Below are 18,596 nucleotides of genomic sequence, written 5' to 3' on the forward strand. Positions count from 1 at the left end.
CGGCTAAGGATTTGGGCCTGAAGGCGGCGGATGAGCAGCCGATGCCGACGACCGCCATGGTGCTCGCCGCCGGGCTCGGCAAGCGCATGCGGCCGATCACCGACACCATGCCGAAGCCGCTGGTCAAGGTCGCCGGCAAGACATTGCTCGACTGGGGGCTGGACTGCCTAGCCGGAGCCGGCGTCGCCAAGGCCGTCGTCAACGTCCATTACCTCCCGCAACAGATCGTGGACCATGTAGCCCGCCGCAGTGCGCCGAGAATCGTCATCTCGGATGAGAGTAGGGGCTTGCTTGACTCCGCCGGTGGTATCGTCAAGGCATTGCCCAGGTTAGGGGCGCCCTTCTATGTGCTCAACGCCGACACCTTCTGGATCGACAGCGGCGTTTCCAGTCTCAGGCGACTTGCCCTTGCATGGGAGGGCGCGACAATGGACATTCTGCTGATGCTTGCGGATCTCCAGTCGGCAACCGGACATAGCGGCGGCACCGATTTCCTGATGGCGCCGGACGGCGCCTTGCGGCGTGCGAACAACGATCCGGCCGGCCTGATCTATGCCGGCGCCGCAATCGTCCATCCGCGCATCTTCAAGGATGCGCCGGCCGGTCCACACTCTCTCAACGCCTATTTCGATGCGGCAATCGCCGCCGGGCGCCTGTTCGGCCTGAAAATGCAGGGTCACTGGATTACTGTCGGCACACCTGACGCGATCCCGCGGGCTGAAGCAGCGGTCGCCGCCGCTTTTGCCGGCACGCCCAAGGCACCCGGCGCTCTTCCCGAGTCGAAATGAGCGGCTCCCGCCGCGTTTTCTCGATCCCGCCCGGAGCGCCGTTCCTGCCGACGCTGGCCGAGGCGCTGCTTGCGGGGCGCTTGGTTCCCGGCTTCGCCTATGACGGCGATCCGCTGGCGCTGGCCGATCTCACCATCTATGTGCCGACGCGCCGTGCGGCGCGGGCGCTTCGCGGCGTCTTCGTCGATGCTCTCTCGCGCTCGGGAAGCCGCTCGGCGATCCTGCCGGTCATCCGCCCGCTTGGTGAGTTCGATGAGGATGAAGCCGCCTTCGAGGCAGGAGGTTCGGCCGCCATCGACCTTGCGCCGCCGATCGCCGCGGTCGAGCGTCTTCTGCTGCTTGCGCCGCTGGTGCGGGCGTGGAAACGCCGCCTGCCGGCACATGTCGCGGCATTGTTCGACGAGGAGATCGTCATACCGGCCTCCGCCGCCGACGCCATCTGGCTGGCGCGCGACCTTGCACGCCTGATGGATGAGATCGACACCGAAGGCACCGATTGGGCAAGGCTCGCCGACCTTGTAACCGGCAATCTTGCAGGCTGGTGGCAGGTGACACTCGACTTCCTGACCATCGTGACGGAGAACTGGCCGAACCTGCTCGAGGAACGCCATCGTTCCAATCCGGCCGCGCATCGTAATGCCCTGATTAGGCTGGAGGCGGCGCGGCTGAAGCGCAATCCGCCGGCCGGACCGGTGATCGCCGCCGGTTCCACCGGCTCCATTCCCGCCACGGCCGAGCTGCTTGCCGTGATCGCCGGTCTGCCCAATGGCGCCGTTGTGCTGCCCGGGCTCGACCGGGCGTTGGACGAGCCGTCCTTTGCCGCGATCACCACACCGGGCGCGCGGCCAGCCGTGCTTGGCCACCCGCAATACGGCCTGGCAAAGTTGATCGGCAAGATCGGCGTGCCGCGCGCCGATGTCGAGGAGCTTGCTGTTGCGCCGCGACCGCTTGCGCTGCGCGCCGCACTTGTCGGCGAAGCGCTGCGCCCGGCGGAGACCACCGAGCTCTGGGCCGAGACGCGCGCCCGCTTTAGGGCCGGCGATATTGCCGAGGCCTTCGCCGATGTGACGCTTCTCGAAGCCGCCAGCGAACGCGACGAAGCCGTGGCGATCGCCGTCGCGCTCAAACAGGCTGTCGAACGGCCCGGCCAGCGCGCCGCACTCGTCACCGGCGACCGCGCTCTGGCGCGGCGCGTCTCGGTCGAGCTGCTGCGCTTCGGCGTTGCCGCCGACGATTCCGGCGGCACGCCGCTGATCAACACACCAGCCGCCAGCCTGCTCAGGCTGGCGCTTCAGGCAGCCTTCCGCCCGGGCGACCCCGTCGCCCTGCTGTCGCTGCTCAAGCATCCCCTGCTTGGCCTCGGCCTGGAGCGGGCAAGCGTGCGCCATGCGGCCGAAATCGTCGAACTCGTGGGGCTGCGCGGCGGCACCGGGCGTCCGGACGTGGCGTCGCTGCCGCAGCTCTTCGACACCCGGCTCCTCGAATTCGACGGCAGCGGCAATCGCCGCCCACCCTTCTGGTGGCCGCGGCTTTCGGTCAGGCGCATCGAACAGGCGCGCGACCTGCTGATCCGGCTAACGGCCGCGCTGGCGCCGCTGGTTGCTCTTCGCGGCGACGAGAATGCCGATCTTGCCACCCTTGTGCGCGCCAGCGTCGTTGCGCTCGAAAGTCTCGGCCGCGCCGCTGACGGCAGCCCGAGCGAACTCTATGCGGGCGATGCCGGCGAAAAGCTCGCCGAGCTCTTGCGCGAGCTGGTCGCGGCCTCGGTGTCGTTCTCCTTCGCCGCTGACGAATGGCCTGACGTGATGGAGGCGATGATCGCGCCCGAGACGGTCAAGCCGGCGCAGGGCACCGACAGGAACATCGCCATCTGGGGTGTGCTGGAAGCGCGGCTTCAGGATGTCGACACGCTGGTCGTCGGCGGCCTCAACGAAGGCGTGTGGCCGCGCAAGCCGGAGAGCGACCGCTTCATGTCGCGGCTGATGAAGACCGGCATCGATCTTGAACCGCCCGAGCGGCGCATCGGCCTTGCCGCCCATGATTTCCAGATGGCCATGGGCGCCAAAAAAGTGGTGCTGGCTCGCTCCGGCCGCTCCGGCGATGCACCGTCGGTACCTTCGCGCTGGCTGCAGCGCATCCTTACATTCGTCGGCGAGGACCACGCTGCTGCACTTCGCCGGCGCGGCGACGAACTGCTTGCCTGGGCGCGTGTGCTCGATGCCGGCGAAAAGCAGGACTTTGCGCCGCGGCCGCAGCCGAAACCGCCCCTCGCCGCGCGGCCGCACCACTTCTCGGTCACCGAGATCGAAACGCTGCGCCGCGATCCCTATGCGGTCTATGCCAGAAGGATACTCGGCCTGATGCCGCTCGATCCGGTCATTCGCGATCCGGGTGCTGCCGAGCGTGGCACGTTGTTTCACGCAATTCTGCACCTCTTCTCGGCGAGGGTGGCCGACCCGCGCGCGCCGGAGGCGCTGGACGGGCTCATCGCCGCAGGCCGCTCCTGCTTTACCGAGGCGGCGCTGCCGGCCGATGTCGAGGCGGTGTGGTGGCCACGCTTCGAAAAGCTTGCCGCCGGCATCATCGAATGGGAGCGCGGCCGGGCCGCAGCCGTGGCACGGCGGTACGCCGAGGAACGCGCCGAAAAGACCGGTGTGGGCCGATCCGGTGTGACCCTGTCCGGCTATGCCGATCGCATCGATCTGCTGGCCGGCGGCATGGCCGACATCCTCGATTACAAGACCGGCTCCTCGCCATCCAAAGCACAGGCGCACACACTGCTCGCGCCGCAACTGGCACTCGAGGGCGCGCTGCTCAGGCGCGGCGCTTTCAAGGAGCTTGGCGCATGCGAGCCGTCGCAACTGGCCTTCGTGCGGCTGAGGCCGAATGGCGAAGTGTTCGAGGAATCCATCCTCGAATACAACCGCAAGCCGCGAACCGCCGCCGATCTCGCCGAAGAAGCGTGGGCGCGGCTGGAAAAACTGCTGATCCACTACGCCGACCCGGCGACCGGCTATCTGTCGCGGGCGCTGCCGTTCCGCGAGGGCGAGACCGACGGCGACTACGACCATCTCGCCCGCGTGCTCGAATGGTCCGCCGGCGGCGACGCCGATGACGAGGGAGGGGAGGCATGAAAAAGGCCTACCCCATTCCAAGCGACACTGCCGCGAGCCAGGCAAGCGCGTCCGACCCGCGCAATTCCGCCTGGGTGTCGGCCAATGCCGGATCGGGCAAGACCCATGTACTCGCCCAGCGCGTTATCCGGCTGTTGCTGCGCGGCACCGATCCGTCCAAGATCCTGTGCCTGACCTATACGCGTGCCGCCGCCGCCAACATGTCGAACCGGGTGTTTTCGACGCTGTCGCAATGGACGGCCCTGGGCGATGCCGAGCTCTCGACACGGATAGAGGCGCTGGACGGCCGCCAGCCCGACCGCGAAACCATGCGCCGGGCGCGGCGGTTGTTTGCCGAGGCGCTGGAAACACCGGGCGGGCTGAAGATCCAGACCATCCACGCCTTCTGCGAATCGGTGCTGCATCAGTTCCCGCTGGAAGCCAATATCCCTGCGCATTTCGAAATGCTCGATCCGCAAATGGAGGCTTCGCTGTTTGCCGCCGCCCGCCGCGACATGATTTCGGGCGGCGTTGCAGGCGATGCGGCATTGTCCGAGGCCTTCGCCACCGTGCTGGAGCGCGGCGGCGAGCATGGGCTCGACGCACTGTTGGCCGAGATCGTGCGCAAGCGCGATGGTTTGCGTGCGTTCATCGCCGCGGCCGGCGGCGATGGTTTTCAGGCGCTGTTCGACGAGTTCCATTTCCGCGCCGGCCAGATGGCCGAAGGTATAGCCGCCTCGGTCTGGCCGCTGCCCGGCTTCCTGCCGGATTATCTCGTCACCTTTTCACGGGCAGCCGAGGCCGCCGATGCGCGCATCGTGCTGAACAATCTGCTGCCATACGCCCGCCTTGCCTTTGCCGAGGAGGATCCGGTACGTCGCCTGAATTTGCTCTCCAAGGCTTTCCTGAGGGCCGACGGCGAGCCTTACGATCCGGCAAAGACGTTTAAGAGGGCATTGCTGGACCGGTTGCCCGATCTTGCCGAACGATATCTGGCGGCGGTCGACGCCATTCTCGAAATCTCCGACCGGCTGGCCTTGTTCAGGATGCTGGAAGGCACGCGTGCAGCGCTGACCATCGCCGATTGGCTGATCGCCCGCTACGAGCAATTGAAGCGCGCGCGCGGCTTCCTCGACTTCAACGACCTGATCACCCGCACGGTCCATCTACTGGCGCGGCCCGACGCCGGCCCATGGGTGCAGTACAAGCTCGACCAGGGCATCGACCACATCCTCCTCGACGAGGCGCAGGACACCAGTCCCGACCAGTGGGAGGTAGTCAAGCGGCTGGCGGAGGAGTTCTTTGCCGGGCTCGGCGCACGCGACGCCGTCCACCGCACCATCTTTGCGGTCGGCGACGAAAAGCAGTCGATCTATTCCTTCCAGGGAGCCGCCCCGGACTCCTTTGCCGACAGCCGGCTTTTGTTTGCCGGCAAAGTCAGATCCGCCGCCGCCTTCGCCGATCTCAAGCTAACCTGGTCGTTTCGCTCGACCGACGACGTGCTTGCGGCGGTGGATCGTGTCTTTGCTGACCCGAACGTGCGGCGCGGCATCAGCCACGATCCCGATCCGCTCGACCACAAGGCGATCCGCAACGATGCGCCGGGCTATGTCGACGTCTGGCCCTCGCTCGGCGCCGACATCGTCGACGAACCGGACGACTGGACGCAAGCGGTGGATCACGCCCACGCACCGGCGGTGCGCGTTGCCGAAAACGTTGCAGCGACCATTGCCGGCTGGATCGGCGGCGGCGAGGTCATCGAAGGGCGTGGCAAGAAACTCCGGCCCGGCGACGTGCTGGTGCTGGTGCGCAAGCGCGACCGCTTCGTCCATGCGCTGACACGGGCGTTGAAGCGCCGCGACATCCCGGTGGCCGGCGCCGACCGGCTCAGCCTGCCTGGCCATATCGCGGTGAAGGACCTGATCGCACTCGGTCACTTTCTCATCCAGCCCGAGGACGATCTGTCGCTGGCCGCCGTGCTGCGCAGCCCGATCTTCGATGTCTCGGAAGAGCAGCTTTTCGCGCTTGCTGCGGAGAGGCCATCGAGCGTCTCGCTGATCGCCTCGCTGCGCCGGCATGCCGGCGAAAGCGAGGCGTTGGCCGCCGTCGTCAGCCGGCTCGGCACATGGTCGAACGAGGCCGCATTCAAGCCGGTGTTCGAATTCTATGCTGCAGCTCTCGCCCGCGACGGCCTGCGCAAGAAGATGATCGCGCGGCTCGGGCCGGAGGCCGGCGACGTCCTCGACGAATTCCTGAATTTCTGCCTGGCCGAGGAGCGGACCGGCCTGCCGGGACTGGAATCCTTCCTGTCGACGTTGGAAAACGCCGGCCCCGAGATCAAGCGCGAAATGGACCAGACCCGCGACGAGGTTCGCGTCATGACCGTGCATGCCGCCAAAGGCCTGGAGGCGCCGGTGGTATTCCTTGTCGATGGCGGCTCCGCGCCGTTCAGTGACCAGCATCTGCCGAGATTGATGCCGTTCGAAGGCTCGGGCGACTGCTGGGAGGGCAAGGGCTATCTCTGGCGTTCGGCCAGCGATGTCGCAAATGGGTTTTCACGCGCCGCATCGGCCCGCGCCCGCGAGCTCGCCGACGACGAATACCGCCGGCTGCTCTATGTCGGCATGACCCGCGCCGAGGATCGGCTGATCGTCTGCGGCTACCATGGCAAACGGGCGCCGAATACCGGTACCTGGCATTCGATCGTCAGCCGCGCACTGGTCGGTGCCGCGGAGAGCGAAGAACGCCGGCATCCCGCCACTGGCGAGACCGTGCATCGTTTCCAGGTGACGAAACTGCCGCCCATGCCACCGGCGTCAGTGGATGAGGCACGACAGACTGAACGCTTTGCGCCATTGCCGGAAACCCTGTTCCGGCCTCTGCCGCCCTTCGAGGAATTGCCGCGGCCGCTCTCGCCGTCCGGCGCCTCGGTGCTGATCGACGAGGCGCGGCAAGCGGTGGCCGACACGCGTTCGCCGGTGCTGGATGCCGACGCCGAGCCCGGCCTTGCCGTCGTGCGCGGGCTGGCGCTGCACAAATTGCTGCAGATGCTGCCCGGCATCGCCGAGGGAACACGCCGGGATGCCGCCGAACGCTATCTGGCAAGAGCCGGCGCGGCATGGCCCGACGACGAGCGCGACAAGGCCCTGGCTGGCGTTTTCAGAATTCTTGCCGACAGCCGCTTCGCGCCGCTGTTTGCGCCAAACTCGCGCGCCGAAGTCGCCATCATGGGCAGCCTGGAGGTAAGGGGCAAACTGCGCTCGATTTCCGGCAAGATCGACCGGTTGGCAGTAACGCCGGACAAGGTTTCGATCGTCGACTACAAGACCAATCGGCCAGCGCCAGCTACGCTCGCCGAAGTGCCGCAAGCCTATGTTCTGCAGCTCGCAATTTATCGCGCGCTGCTTCAGCCGCTCTATCCGGGACGCGAGGTCTCGGCGGCGCTGCTGTTCGCCGAGGCGCCGCGGCTGATCGAGCTGCCGGCAGCGGTCATGGACGACGCGCTTGCTAGACTCACGGGAGCGTGACACAACACTTGCTTGAAGACGGACGCGATCACCACCACATTTGGTGCGACGAATAAATCGAAAGGATCTCAGCATGGCTACCGTCAAGGTCGACAAGAGCAATTTCCAGGCCGACGTGCTCAACGCCAAGGAGCCAGTCGTGGTCGATTTCTGGGCGGAATGGTGCGGCCCGTGCAAGATGATCGCCCCGGCGCTCGAGGACATCGCCATCGAACTCGGCAGCAAGATAAAGATCGCCAAGCTCAACATAGACGAGAATCCTGAGCTGGCCGCGCAGTTCGGCGTGCGCTCGATCCCGACGCTGATGATCTTCAAGGGCGGCGAAGTCGCCGACATGAAGGTCGGTGCTGCGCCGAAAACGGCATTGTCGCACTGGATCAACGGCAGTCTCGCCTGATCCGATCAAAATTTTGCAGAAAAGCCCGGCCTCGCGCCGGGCTTTATTGTGGCGTCACCGATCCGCAGATCTGGCACTCGCCACTTGCCGTCTCATGCTCTTGTCTGGCTTAAAGCAGGAGAAGCGATATGACCGGATCCGCCAAGGCCACCGTCTTCATCGACAATGAGCGCGTCATCGTCACCGAATACCGCTTCGCCCCGGGCGACAACACCGGCTGGCACCGCCATGGCCACGACTATGTGATCGTGCCGTTGACCGACGGCAAGGTGAAGCTCCTGACCAAGGATGGCGAATCCTTTGCCGAGATGAAGAAGGGCGCGCCGTATTTCCGCAACGAGGGCGTCGAACATGACGTCATCAGCGCAAACGATGGCGAATTCGCCTTCATCGAGGTCGAGCTGAAGTAGTCCACCAACCATCGGCTGCGCCGCTACAATTGTCGCGGCGAGGCGCGATCACCAATCCGCGATACGATCGCCGCCGACGAATTGTGCGCTTTTCTCAGTGTATTCGAACAGTTCTATCCTCACGCCGTTGGGGTCGCGGATCCAAGCCTGGTAGGTGTCATCGCACGCGCGTTTCTTGGAAGTGACATCAACCCCCTTTGACCTCAGATGGGCGATCGCGGCGTCGATATTGTCTACTTCGAGGCAGAAGTGGTTGATCTGGTTCAAGTCGCCATAGCTGGCGCCGTCTTTCTGGAACACCTCGACATGGCTACGGCTGCCGCAATTGAGGTAGAAGCCGAAAATCGTCCCGTCGCGCAGGAAATTGAACTGGGTGTCCATGCCGAGGACGTCCCGATAGAAGCTTCGCGTCATCTCCAGGTCATTCGCGAAAATGCAAACGTGTGCGAGCTGCTTTACCTTGATCATGATTGGCTCCTCGCGGTGGTCTGACAAGTTTGGCGTCACCGTGGCCCGGCTGAAGCACGCCTCAAACCGGCGGCGTGCCGTTTTCGGCCAACACCGCGCCGGCCAGGTAAAGTGACCCGCCGATCAGGATGCGCGGCGGCGGTCCGTCCCACGTGTCGCGCAGCAGCATCAGCGCATTGGCGACGGAACTGACCGGTTCGGCCGACAGGCCGGCCTCAATGGCGCGGGTCGCCAGCTCATCGTTCGGCACGCCCGCGTCGCTCAGGCTCACCGGCACGGTGTAGACATGCCGGACCAGCCCTTTGAAGGCGCGGAAATAGCCGCTCTGGTCCTTGGTGTTGATCATGCCCGAGATCAGGAACAGCGGACGCGGGTTCTTTTCCTCCTGCTCGGCCAGCGCCTCGGCGACGACCACGCCAGCGCCGGGATTGTGGCCGCCGTCGAGCCAGATGTCGGCGCCCTTCGGCGCCAGTTCGCTCAGCCGTCCTTGCGGCAGCTTTTGCATGCGGCCCGGCCAGGCAACATTCGCCATCGCCTTCTCGGCAGCGCGGTGGCTGATCTCGAAGCCCGCCGCCTTGACCGCCGCGATCGCCGCCGCCGCATTGGCGAATTGATGGCGCCCCGGCAGGCGCGGCGGCGGCAGGTCCATCAATCCGTCTTCGTCCTGATAGACCATGCGCCCGTTTTCCTCATAGGCAAGGAAATCCTGGCCATAGACGAAGGCGGGGCAGTCGAGCCGCTCGGCGGTTTCGATGAGCACCTGCTGGGCCGTCTCGCTTTCCTGCGCGCCGATGACGACCGGGCATCCGCGCTTGATGATGCCGGCCTTTTCGGCGGCGATCAGCTCGACGCGGTCGCCGAGATAGGCTTCGTGGTCGAGCGACACCGGCATGATCACCGACACGGCCGGCTCGGCGATGACATTGGTGGCGTCGAAGCGGCCGCCAAGGCCAACCTCGAGGATGACGGCATCGGCTGGATGTTCGGAAAACAGCAGGAAGGTGACGGCGGTGAGGATTTCGAAGACGGTGATCTTCTGGCCTTGATTGGCTTTGGCGACGCGGGCGATGGCTTCGGCGAAGACCTTGTCGTCCACCAGCCTGCCGCCGCCATCTGCGGCCAGCCGGTAGCGCTCGTGCCAGTTCACCAGATGTGGCGAGGTGTGGACGTGGACGCGGTAGCCGGCGGCTTCGAGCAGCGCCCGTGAAAAAGCAGCACAGGAGCCCTTGCCGTTGGTGCCGGCGATGTGGATGACCGGAGGCAGCTGGTCCTGCGGATTGCCGAGCCGCTCGAGCAGCCGCGAAATGCGGTCGAGCGAAAGGTCGAAGCCCTTCGGGTGAAGCGCCATCAGGCTTTCGATTTCGCGGTCGGCGGCAAGCGTGGTCATGAAGGAATCCTACGCGCGCGCACAACGGCACACAACAGCCGCTCGCGCCGCGTGATGTCGCGTCAGGCTTGCGGCCGGGCTTCGGCCGGTATCGCCACCGGCGGCAGAATTTCCGGCTCCCGCGGGTTTTGCTCTTCCGGCAGCTTGAGCAGCATTCTCAGCAGCCGCGCAACCGTCTGGCGCATCTCCAGCCGCGACACCACCATGTCGACCATGCCGTGTTCCATCAGATATTCGGCGCGCTGGAAGCCGTCGGGCAGCTTTTCGCGGATGGTCTGCTCGATGACGCGCGGTCCGGCAAAGCCGATCAGCGCCCCGGGCTCGGCAATGTGCACGTCGCCCAGCATGGCGTAGGAGGCGGTGACGCCGCCGGTCGTCGGGTTGGTCAGGACGACGATGTAGGGAAGGCCGGCCTCCTTCAGCCTGTCGACGCCAATCGTGGTCCGCGGCAGCTGCATGAGCGACAGGATGCCTTCCTGCATGCGGGCGCCGCCGGAGGCCGCAAACAGGATCAGCGGCCGCTTGCGCTGCAAGGCGACCTCGAAACCATGCACGATGGCGTCGCCGGCCGCCATGCCGAGCGAGCCGCCCATGAAGGCAAAATCCTGCACCGTCACCACCACCGGCAGGCCCTCGACCGTGCCCAGCGCATTGATGATGGCATCTTCCATGCCGGTCTTGGTCTTGGCATCCTTCAGCCGGTCAATGTAGCGCTTTTCGTCGCGGAACTTGAGTGGATCCTGAACGACCTTGGGGTTTTCCAGCGTCTCGTATTTGCCGTCGTCGAGGAAGAATTTCAGCCGTTCCTTTGCCGATATCTTCATGTGGTGGCCGGAGGACGGAATGACGAACTGGTTCTGCTCCAGATCCTTATGGAACACCATTTCACCGGTCTCGGGATCCTTGATCCACAGGTTTTCCGGCATGTCGGTGCGGCGGCCGAGCATCGAATTGATCTTCGGACGGACGTAATTGGTGATCCAGTTCATCGCTTCGGCTCCTGTCCCTTAAGAAGACGTAGGAAGATTATTCGGCGGCAGCAAGGCGAGCCGCGCGAACCCCTTGCGAAAGCCCGCTGACCAGCGTGGCGACGGCCTCGGCCGGATCGGCAGTCTTTTCGCCTTTCGGCCCCAGCACGTTGGCGACGGCATTGACAATCGCGGTGCCGACAACGACGCCGTCGGCCGACGCGCCGATGGTGCGCGCCTGCTCTGCGGTCTTGACGCCGAAGCCGACGCAGACCGGCAGGTCGGTATGGCTCTTGATGCGCTTGACCGCTGCCGCCACCCTGCCGGTGTCGGCCAGCGCCGAACCGGTAATGCCGGTCATCGAGACGTAGTAGACGAAACCCGACGTGTTCTGCAGCACCTTGGGCAGGCGCTTGTCGTCGGTGGTCGGCGTCGCCAGCCGGATGAAATTGATGCCGGCCCTGAGTGCCGGGATGCAAAGCTCCTCGTCCATCTCAGGCGGCAGGTCGACGACGATCAGCCCGTCTATACCGCTGGCCAGCGCATCGCTCAGGAAGCGCTCGACCCCGTAGATGTAGATCGGATTGTAATAGCCCATCAAGACGATCGGGGTTTCACTGTCGCCGGCGCGGAATTCCGAGGCCATCTTCAGCGTCTTGACCAGAGTCTGGCCGCCCTTCAGCGCCCGCAGGCCGGCCGCCTGGATCGCCGGGCCGTCGGCCATCGGATCGGAAAACGGCATGCCGAGCTCGATGATGTCGCTGCCGGCGCCCGGTAGTGCCTTCATGATCGACAGAGACGTGTCGTAGTCTGGGTCGCCGCCCATGAAATAGGTGACGAGTGCCGGTCGCCCCTCGGCCTTCAGCTTTGCCATGCGGCGGTCGATACGGGTGGCCATGATCAGATCTCCATGCCCAGCATATTGGCCACCGTATGCACGTCCTTGTCGCCGCGGCCGGACAGGTTGACGATGACGATCTGGTCCTTGTCCATATCAGGCACGATCTTCACCGCCTGCGCGATGGCATGGGCCGATTCCAGCGCCGGAATGATGCCCTCGACGCGTGTCGTCAGCTGGAACGCCTCCAGCGCCTCGTCGTCGAGGATCGGCACATAGTCGATGCGGCCGGAGTCGCGCAGCCATGAGTGCTCGGGACCGACGCCGGGATAGTCGAGCCCGGCCGAGATCGAGTGGCCGTCCATGATCTGGCCGTCGGCGTTCTGCAGGAGGTAGGTGCGGTTGCCATGCAGCACGCCGGGCGCGCCGGCATTCATCGAGGCGCAATGTTCGATGCCGTCGAGGCCGCGGCCGCCGGCTTCGACGCCGATGATGCGAACCTGCCTGTCATCGAGGAAGGGATGGAACAGGCCGATGGCGTTGGAACCGCCGCCGACACAAGCGATGATGGTGTCCGGCAGTCGGCCTTCCTGCTCGAGGATCTGAGCGCGCGCCTCCGTGCCGATAACCGACTGGAAGTCGCGCACCAACTCCGGATAGGGATGCGGGCCGGCGGCGGTGCCGATCAGGTAGTAGGTGTCCTCGACATTGGTCACCCAGTCGCGCAGGGCCTCGTTCATGGCGTCCTTCAGCGTGCCGTGGCCGGCGGTCACCGGCCGCACCTCGGCGCCCAGAAGCTTCATGCGAAAGACGTTGGGGCTTTGCCGGGCGACATCGGTCGCGCCCATATAGACGATACAAGGAAGCCCGAAGCGCGCCGCGACCGTAGCGGAAGCGACGCCATGCTGGCCGGCACCGGTCTCTGCGATGATCCTCGTCTTGCCCATGCGCTTGGCGAGCAGGATCTGGCCGAGGCAGTTGTTGATCTTGTGCGAGCCGGTGTGGTTCAGGTCCTCGCGCTTGAAATAGACCTTTGCGCCGCCGCCTAGGCCCTTCGCCGAGGACACCTCACGAAGATGCCTGGTCAGGCCTTCGGCGAAATAGAGCTTCGACGGCCGCCCGGCGTAATGCGTCGAGAGATCGGTCAGTTCGGCCTTGAAATCCGGGTCGTTCTTGACCTCGTTCCAGTGCCGCTCCAGCTCAAGGATCAGCGGCATCAGCGTTTCGGCAACGAAACGACCGCCAAAAATGCCGAACATGCCCTGCTCGTCGGGGCCGGTGCGGAAGGAATTCGGTATCGCCGGCTTGTCCATCGCCGATCTCCTGGTCTGTGGTTTGAAGCGTGGTCAGGCGGCGCGGTTGTCGCGTGCTGCCCCGACGGCGCGGAAAAATTGTTCGATCAGCGCCGGTTCCTTGACGCCCGGCGCGCTCTCCACGCCCGAGGAAACATCTATTCCGGGCGGGTTCGCCAGCCGAAAGGCGTCGCCGATATTGCCGGCATTGAGCCCTCCGGAAAGCATGTAATCGACGCCGGCGTCAAGGCCAGCCAGAATGCGCCAGTCGAAGGCAAGACCGTTGCCGCCCGGCAATTCCGAACCCTTAGGCGGCTTGGCATCGAACAGGAAGCGGTCGGCAATGCCGATGAAGGGCTTGACTCGCCCGAGATCGGCGGCCTCGCTGACCGGCAGTGCCTTCATCACCGGCAAGCCGTAGCGGGCCTTCACCTCGGCCACCCGCTCGGGAGGCTCGGCGCCGTGAAGCTGCAGCATATCGGGCTGCATCTTTTCGACGATGTCATCCAGGAACGCATCGCTGGCGTCGACCGTCACGGCAACCGCCTTGGCCTTGCCGCGCGCCGCTTCGCGCAGGCGGCCGGCTTCCGCCGGCTCGACATAGCGCGGGCTTTTGGCAAAGAAAATGAAGCCGACATGGCTGGCGCCGCCGGCCAATGCCGCAGCCAGTGCCTTGTCGGTCTTCAACCCGCATATCTTGATGTCCAGCGCCATGGCGCGGGATTGGCATGAAACGGCCAAAGAGTCGAGAAAAAGCATCCTGTTTGCCGCCAGCGCGGAACGCGCTACCTTGCTAATGTAAGAGCGGAACGCGCGACCTTGCTAATATAAGCGCAACGCTACTTGCTCAGGCACAGAGGCGGGAGAACAAAGATCATGCCGGAAAAGACCGTCGCGGAACTCAGGCAAAAGCTGGCGCAGGCCCATGAGGTCATCGCTCATTTGATGGACAAGGCAGCCTTCAACGGCGCCGAGGCGCACCGGGCGCTGGCTTATTTCAGCAACGAGACCTTCGAGAAGGATTTCCTGCCCTGGCCGCGCCATGTCGATGAGGGGTTGCGGCCGGAGGAGTTGAACGCAGCCAATGACGATTGATCGGCAGTGCAGAATCTATTGAGGCCGGCGCGAAGGATCGCTACAGTTTCCAATTCGTGCCCCTACAAGCATCCTACTCGAACGCGATCGCCTGCAGCGCGCCGCCATTGCGCTTGAGCCAGTCCTTGCAGCGCTCGGTATCCGGGCAAAGCTGCTCGCATAGTTTCCAGAATTTCGGGCCGTGGTTCATCTCCTTGAGATGCGCCACCTCATGCGCGACGAGGTAGTTTATCACCGGCCGCGGCGCCATCATGATGCGCCAGGAAAACGCCAGATTGCCGTCCGACGTGCAGGATCCCCAGCGGCTCGACGTGTCCTTGAAACGGATCGCCTTGGCTCGCTTGCCAATCGCCGCGCTGTGCTTCGTCACCAGCGCCTCGATCTCGCGCTTGGCTTCGCGCTTCAGGAAATCGGCGATGCGGCGCGGCAGATGCACACGCTCGCCATGCACGATCATCAGCGGTCCGCGCTCGTCGCGCGACAGCGTGACGGTTCCGCGTTTCGACGGTTCATGGACGATGCGATGCGGCACACCGCGCACCGGTACCTTGATGCCGGGCCGCACCTGCGGCCGGTTGGGTACCTTGGCCAGCCTTTGCTCCAGCCAGTCCTGATGGCGGTCGAGGAATTTTTCCACCTCGCCGCGGCGCAGCCCCGGCGGCACGGTGATGCGCAAACCGCGGCCGCCGGAATCGATGCGCAGCGTCAGGCGCCGCGCCCGGTCGTTCTCGACGATCTTGAGCGGCAGCGTGCGGCCGGCAACGCAATGCTCGCGCTCCACGACGGGCGTGGGCTTGGGTTTCGTCGGGGTGCGGAAGAAGCCGAAGGACATTCCGGGACGATACGTGATTCGAGGGAAACGACTAGAACAAAAAAGAAACGGCGCCGCTGACGCGACGCCGTTGGATTATCTATCTGGGCACGGGACCTTACTCGTCGAGCAGGCCTGGCGTGGAGTTGCCGCCGCGTTTGTTGTTCGTCGTCGAGCCAGTTGACCCACCCGTCGTGGGCGACGTCGACTTGTTGCGGTTGGCCATGAAGCGATCGAACTCTTCCTGGTCCTTGGCGCGGCGCAATTCACGGGCATATTCATCGAACTCGCTCAGCATCTCGTCGAGCTTGCGGCGTTCCTCGGCAAGCCGCTCGAGTTCCTTTTCGCGCCAGTCGTCGAAAGCGACGTTGCCGGTGCGTGCAGAGCCATGGCCCCAGCGCGCGGCCCTGTCGGAACCGCGGCGGCAACCGGCGAAGATGCCGTCGGTGGCGCGGTTGACGTCGCGCTTGAAGCCCTCGAGCCGATCGCCCCAGATGATGTAGGCGAGCATGGCGAAGCCGAGCGGCCAGAACACCATGAACCCGATTACCATCAACGCGATGGTTGCCGGCGTCCAGGCCGGACGGATCAATGCAGATGTGTTCATTTTCTCCCAATCCTTCAGTTGGAGACAGCCAAATCCGGCTGCGTGGAATCGAAATGGGATGAAGAAAACGGCGATTCAAGACAGCAACCGCCAAAACCGGACAAGCGGCTGAAATGATTATCGCTTTTTGAGCATTTCAAGGAAAAGCACGACCAATCCGGCGATCAGGCCCCAGAACGCCGCACCGACGCCGAACAGCGTCAGCCCCGATGCGGTGACGGCGAAGGTGACGGTGGCGGCCATCCGCTCGTCCTCGTCTTTCAAGGCGATCGACAGTGCATTGGCGAGCGGCGCCATCAGCGCCAGGCCGGCGACCAGCGCGATCAGGCTCTGCGGCAATACGGCGAAGATCGCCACCAGCGAGGCGCCGAACAGGGCAAAGACGAGATAGGCCAACGCATAGAACGGCCCGGTCTTCCAGCGCTCGGCCGGATCGGGATGCACGTCGGGCCCGGTGCAGATCGCCGCCGAGATTGCCGCCAGATTGGTGGTCGAGGCGCCGAACGGCGCCGTCAGCAGCGAAAACAGGCCGGTGACGCCGATCAGCGGCCCGGGTTCGGGATGATAGCCGGCTGCCCTCAGCACGGCGAGGCCGGACAGGTTCTGCGAGGCCATGGTGACGAGGTAGAGCGGCAAGGCGAGGCCGATGATCGCAGTGGCGGTGAACTGCGGCATCACCAGCGTCAAGCTCGAGAGTTCCGGTGCCGGCAGACCGCCGACCCGGCCGGTGAGGAAGGCGGCGAGACCGCCGCCGATCAGCACCAGCAGCACCGACAGGGCCGGGTTGAACAGGCGGATGACGAAGAACGCCGCAACCAGCGGCAGGATCAGCCAGGGGTCGACGGGAACGGTTTTCACCGCATTGATGGCGAAGGTGACGACGATGCCGGCCAGCATTCCGGACGCGACGGACGCCGGTATTCTGGCGATCAGCTTGGTCAAGGGCCCGAACAGGCCGGTGGTGATCAGCAGGACCGCGGTGACGACGAAGGCACCAACCGCCTCACCCATCGAAAAGCCGGTCGACGCGGCGATCAGCGCCAAGCCTGGCGTCGACCAGGCGGTGATGACCGGCATTTTCGTACGCCAGGACAGCCACAGGCTCTCGATCGCCATCGCCAGGCAAAGCGCCGTCACCCAGCTTGCGGTCTCGACCTGCGTTGCGCCGACCGCCTTGGCGGCGGCAATGACGATGGCCAGCGTACCGCCGAAGCCGACGATCGCCGCCACGAAGGCGGACACCGGAATGGAAATGCGCATGTCTCTATCCCGCCTGCCGCACCATCGCGTCCACTGCCCGCACCAGCATGTCGAGGTCTTGAGGCCGCGACAGGCGGTGGTCGCCGTCGGGGATGAGCGACAGCGTGACGTCGTCGGCCGGCAGCAGGCTGACCAGCTTCAACGCATGGCTCGACGGCACGTCGGGATCGGCCAGGCCTTGCAGGATGTGGACCGGACAGTGCGTGTCGATCGGCCCGGTCATCACCCGGTTGTTGCGGCCGTCCTCGATCAGTGCGCGCGTGTAGATGTACGGTTCGGCGGAATAGTCCGACGGCTCTTCGAAAAAGCCCTTTTTCCTGAGGTTGCGCTTCTGCGCCCCGGTCAGCACCGGCTCCACCAGTTCGAATGTGAAATCGGGCGCCGGGGCCAGCAGCACAAGGCCGGCGACGCTGTTCTCGCCCGCCTTGCGCAATTCCTGCACCATGCGCAGCGCGATCCACGCGCCCATCGACGAACCGACCAGGATTTGCCTGCCCTGGGTGAAACGGCGGAAAACCGCCAGGCTCTCGCCCAGCCATTTCGAGATGGTGCCGTCGGCAAAGGCGCCGCCCGATTCGCCGTGGCCGGAATAATCGTGGCGCAGGAAGGCGCGGCCTTCCCCGAGCGCCCATTCCGACAAGGTTTCGGCCTTGGTGCCCAGCATGTCGGATTTGTAGCCGCCAAGCCAGACGATGCCGGGCTCGACACCTGCCGCATGCCTGACGGCGATGCTCGTCCCGTCGACGTCCAGGAAGATCGGGGTGGTGCTCATGGTGTATTCCCTCACGCCGGTCTTTTGGCACAGCAAGGCATTCAACGAAAAGTGCTCCGCCACTTTCTTCGCTTGGTGCAGAGGAGCATTCCATCGAGCAGGTGATTTCCTGAGAATGCTGTGCTATTGACTCCGACCGCGCGCTCACCACATTGCGCGTTCGCAATTCTGAACCGAAGAACCCCTTAACGAAACGGCTCAAGGAGACCACGACCATTCGCAGACCTTTCAAAGCAGCGGCGCCCACCAAGGAAGGCCCGCGCTCCAACCGTGACATCCGGGTTCCCCGGGTCCAGCTAATCGACGCCGAAGGCCAGAACCGCGGCGATGTCTCCATCAACGACGCATTGCTGCTCGCCGAAGAGGCTGGGCTCGATCTGGTCGAGATATCGCCCAATGCAGTGCCGCCCGTCGTAAAGATCCTCGATCTCGGCAAGCTGAAATACGCCAACCAGAAGAAGGCGGCCGAGGCGCGCAAGAACCAGAAGGTCATCGAGATCAAGGAGATCAAGATGCGCCCGAACATCGACAGCCACGACTACGAGACCAAGATGAAGGCCGTCCGGCGCTTTTTCGAGGAAGGCGACAAGGTCAAGCTGACATTGCGCTTCCGCGGTCGCGAGATGGCGCATATGGAACTCGGCATGCAGCTTCTGAACAAGGTTCGCGAGGAAGTGGCGCCCATCGCCAAGGTCGAAGCCGAACCGAAGCTCGAAGGCCGCCAGATGATGATGGTGCTGGCGCCCCGCTAAAGCGCGTTGCGCTTTAGTTCTGTTTGTGCATGTCGTTGTCGCAAAACCGCAGCGCACTTTTGGGCGACGTGCATTAAATCCGCCTGAATCATGTTGCAAGGCGTCCCGGCG

17 protein-coding genes are annotated in these 18,596 nt (G+C 64.7%); 7 read left to right on the forward strand and 10 right to left on the reverse strand.

Annotated features, from left to right (window positions below; all coding sequences use genetic code 11):
* Window positions 1-56: 56 nt before the first annotated feature.
* From NKH28_RS00715 to NKH28_RS00735, 5 genes are all read left to right on the forward strand, one after another.
* Complete coding sequence (locus NKH28_RS00715; protein ID WP_352977767.1) at window positions 57-788, forward strand: nucleotidyltransferase family protein; 732 nt, start codon at window positions 57-59, stop codon at window positions 786-788.
* Entirely contained in the window at window positions 785-3,922 is a 3,138-nt protein-coding gene (gene addB / locus NKH28_RS00720; protein ID WP_352977544.1) for a double-strand break repair protein AddB, read from the forward strand. The genes NKH28_RS00715 and addB overlap by 4 nt, the downstream gene beginning before the upstream one ends.
* Window positions 3,919-7,428, forward strand: coding sequence for a double-strand break repair helicase AddA (gene addA, locus NKH28_RS00725; protein WP_352977546.1), 3,510 nt, complete (start codon window positions 3,919-3,921; stop codon window positions 7,426-7,428). Before addB ends, addA begins: the two co-directional genes overlap by 4 nt.
* Before the next feature lie 73 nt (window positions 7,429-7,501).
* Window positions 7,502-7,825, forward strand: a complete 324-nt coding sequence (gene trxA, locus NKH28_RS00730) for a thioredoxin (RefSeq protein ID WP_023677558.1) — start codon at window positions 7,502-7,504, stop codon at window positions 7,823-7,825.
* 128 nt (window positions 7,826-7,953) lie between these two features.
* The gene (locus NKH28_RS00735; RefSeq protein ID WP_023718287.1) at window positions 7,954-8,235 is read left to right on the forward strand and encodes a cupin domain-containing protein; all 282 of its coding nucleotides are present in this window, start codon (window positions 7,954-7,956) and stop codon (window positions 8,233-8,235) included.
* A gap of 48 nt (window positions 8,236-8,283) precedes the next feature.
* Here NKH28_RS00735 and NKH28_RS00740 read toward each other — a convergent pair whose 3' ends face one another.
* The 6 genes from NKH28_RS00740 to NKH28_RS00765 all read right to left on the reverse strand — a co-directional run bounded on the left by NKH28_RS00740 (window position 8,284) and on the right by NKH28_RS00765 (window position 13,902).
* Window positions 8,284-8,703 (reverse strand): VOC family protein, encoded by a 420-nt coding sequence (locus tag NKH28_RS00740; RefSeq protein ID WP_352977548.1) that lies wholly within the window; start codon window positions 8,701-8,703, stop codon window positions 8,284-8,286.
* 61 nt (window positions 8,704-8,764) lie between these two features.
* Window positions 8,765-10,090 carry a bifunctional folylpolyglutamate synthase/dihydrofolate synthase gene (locus NKH28_RS00745; RefSeq protein WP_352472565.1) on the reverse strand — a complete coding sequence of 442 codons (1,326 nt, stop codon included), beginning with the start codon at window positions 10,088-10,090 and terminating at the stop codon, window positions 8,765-8,767.
* A gap of 62 nt (window positions 10,091-10,152) precedes the next feature.
* On the reverse strand, window positions 10,153-11,079 hold the full coding sequence (accD, locus tag NKH28_RS00750; protein ID WP_352539995.1) for an acetyl-CoA carboxylase, carboxyltransferase subunit beta: 927 nt from the start codon (window positions 11,077-11,079) through the stop codon (window positions 10,153-10,155).
* A gap of 37 nt (window positions 11,080-11,116) precedes the next feature.
* On the reverse strand, window positions 11,117-11,956 hold the full coding sequence (trpA, locus tag NKH28_RS00755) for a tryptophan synthase subunit alpha (protein WP_352539996.1): 840 nt from the start codon (window positions 11,954-11,956) through the stop codon (window positions 11,117-11,119).
* Between the two features lie 2 nt (window positions 11,957-11,958).
* Window positions 11,959-13,209, reverse strand: a complete 1,251-nt coding sequence (gene trpB / locus NKH28_RS00760; protein WP_352539997.1) for a tryptophan synthase subunit beta — start codon at window positions 13,207-13,209, stop codon at window positions 11,959-11,961.
* Between the two features lie 33 nt (window positions 13,210-13,242).
* Window positions 13,243-13,902, reverse strand: coding sequence for a phosphoribosylanthranilate isomerase (locus NKH28_RS00765; protein WP_352616834.1), 660 nt, complete (start codon window positions 13,900-13,902; stop codon window positions 13,243-13,245).
* Window positions 13,903-14,064: 162 nt separating this feature from the next.
* Between NKH28_RS00765 and NKH28_RS00770 the strand changes: the two genes are divergently transcribed.
* On the forward strand, window positions 14,065-14,283 hold the full coding sequence (locus NKH28_RS00770; protein WP_254815955.1) for a hypothetical protein: 219 nt from the start codon (window positions 14,065-14,067) through the stop codon (window positions 14,281-14,283).
* Between the two features lie 73 nt (window positions 14,284-14,356).
* Here the strand turns inward: NKH28_RS00770 and NKH28_RS00775 are convergent, their stop codons facing one another.
* From NKH28_RS00775 to NKH28_RS00790, 4 genes are all read right to left on the reverse strand, one after another.
* Complete coding sequence (locus NKH28_RS00775; protein ID WP_352977551.1) at window positions 14,357-15,115, reverse strand: M48 family metallopeptidase; 759 nt, start codon at window positions 15,113-15,115, stop codon at window positions 14,357-14,359.
* A 97-nt stretch (window positions 15,116-15,212) separates the two neighbouring features.
* On the reverse strand, window positions 15,213-15,701 hold the full coding sequence (locus NKH28_RS00780; protein ID WP_352616779.1) for a DUF2852 domain-containing protein: 489 nt from the start codon (window positions 15,699-15,701) through the stop codon (window positions 15,213-15,215).
* 117 nt (window positions 15,702-15,818) lie between these two features.
* The gene (locus NKH28_RS00785) at window positions 15,819-16,961 is read right to left on the reverse strand and encodes a benzoate/H(+) symporter BenE family transporter (protein WP_352819521.1); all 1,143 of its coding nucleotides are present in this window, start codon (window positions 16,959-16,961) and stop codon (window positions 15,819-15,821) included.
* Between the two features lie 4 nt (window positions 16,962-16,965).
* The gene (locus NKH28_RS00790) at window positions 16,966-17,733 is read right to left on the reverse strand and encodes an alpha/beta hydrolase (protein ID WP_352451637.1); all 768 of its coding nucleotides are present in this window, start codon (window positions 17,731-17,733) and stop codon (window positions 16,966-16,968) included.
* A 215-nt stretch (window positions 17,734-17,948) separates the two neighbouring features.
* On the opposite strand from NKH28_RS00790, the gene infC reads away from it, so the two are divergent.
* Window positions 17,949-18,485 (forward strand): translation initiation factor IF-3, encoded by a 537-nt coding sequence (gene infC / locus NKH28_RS00795; RefSeq protein ID WP_023677573.1) that lies wholly within the window; start codon window positions 17,949-17,951, stop codon window positions 18,483-18,485.
* Window positions 18,486-18,596: the final 111 nt, after the last annotated feature.

The organism is Mesorhizobium sp. M1227 (assembly GCF_040318315.1).
Classification (GTDB): Bacteria; Pseudomonadota; Alphaproteobacteria; order Rhizobiales; family Rhizobiaceae; genus Mesorhizobium.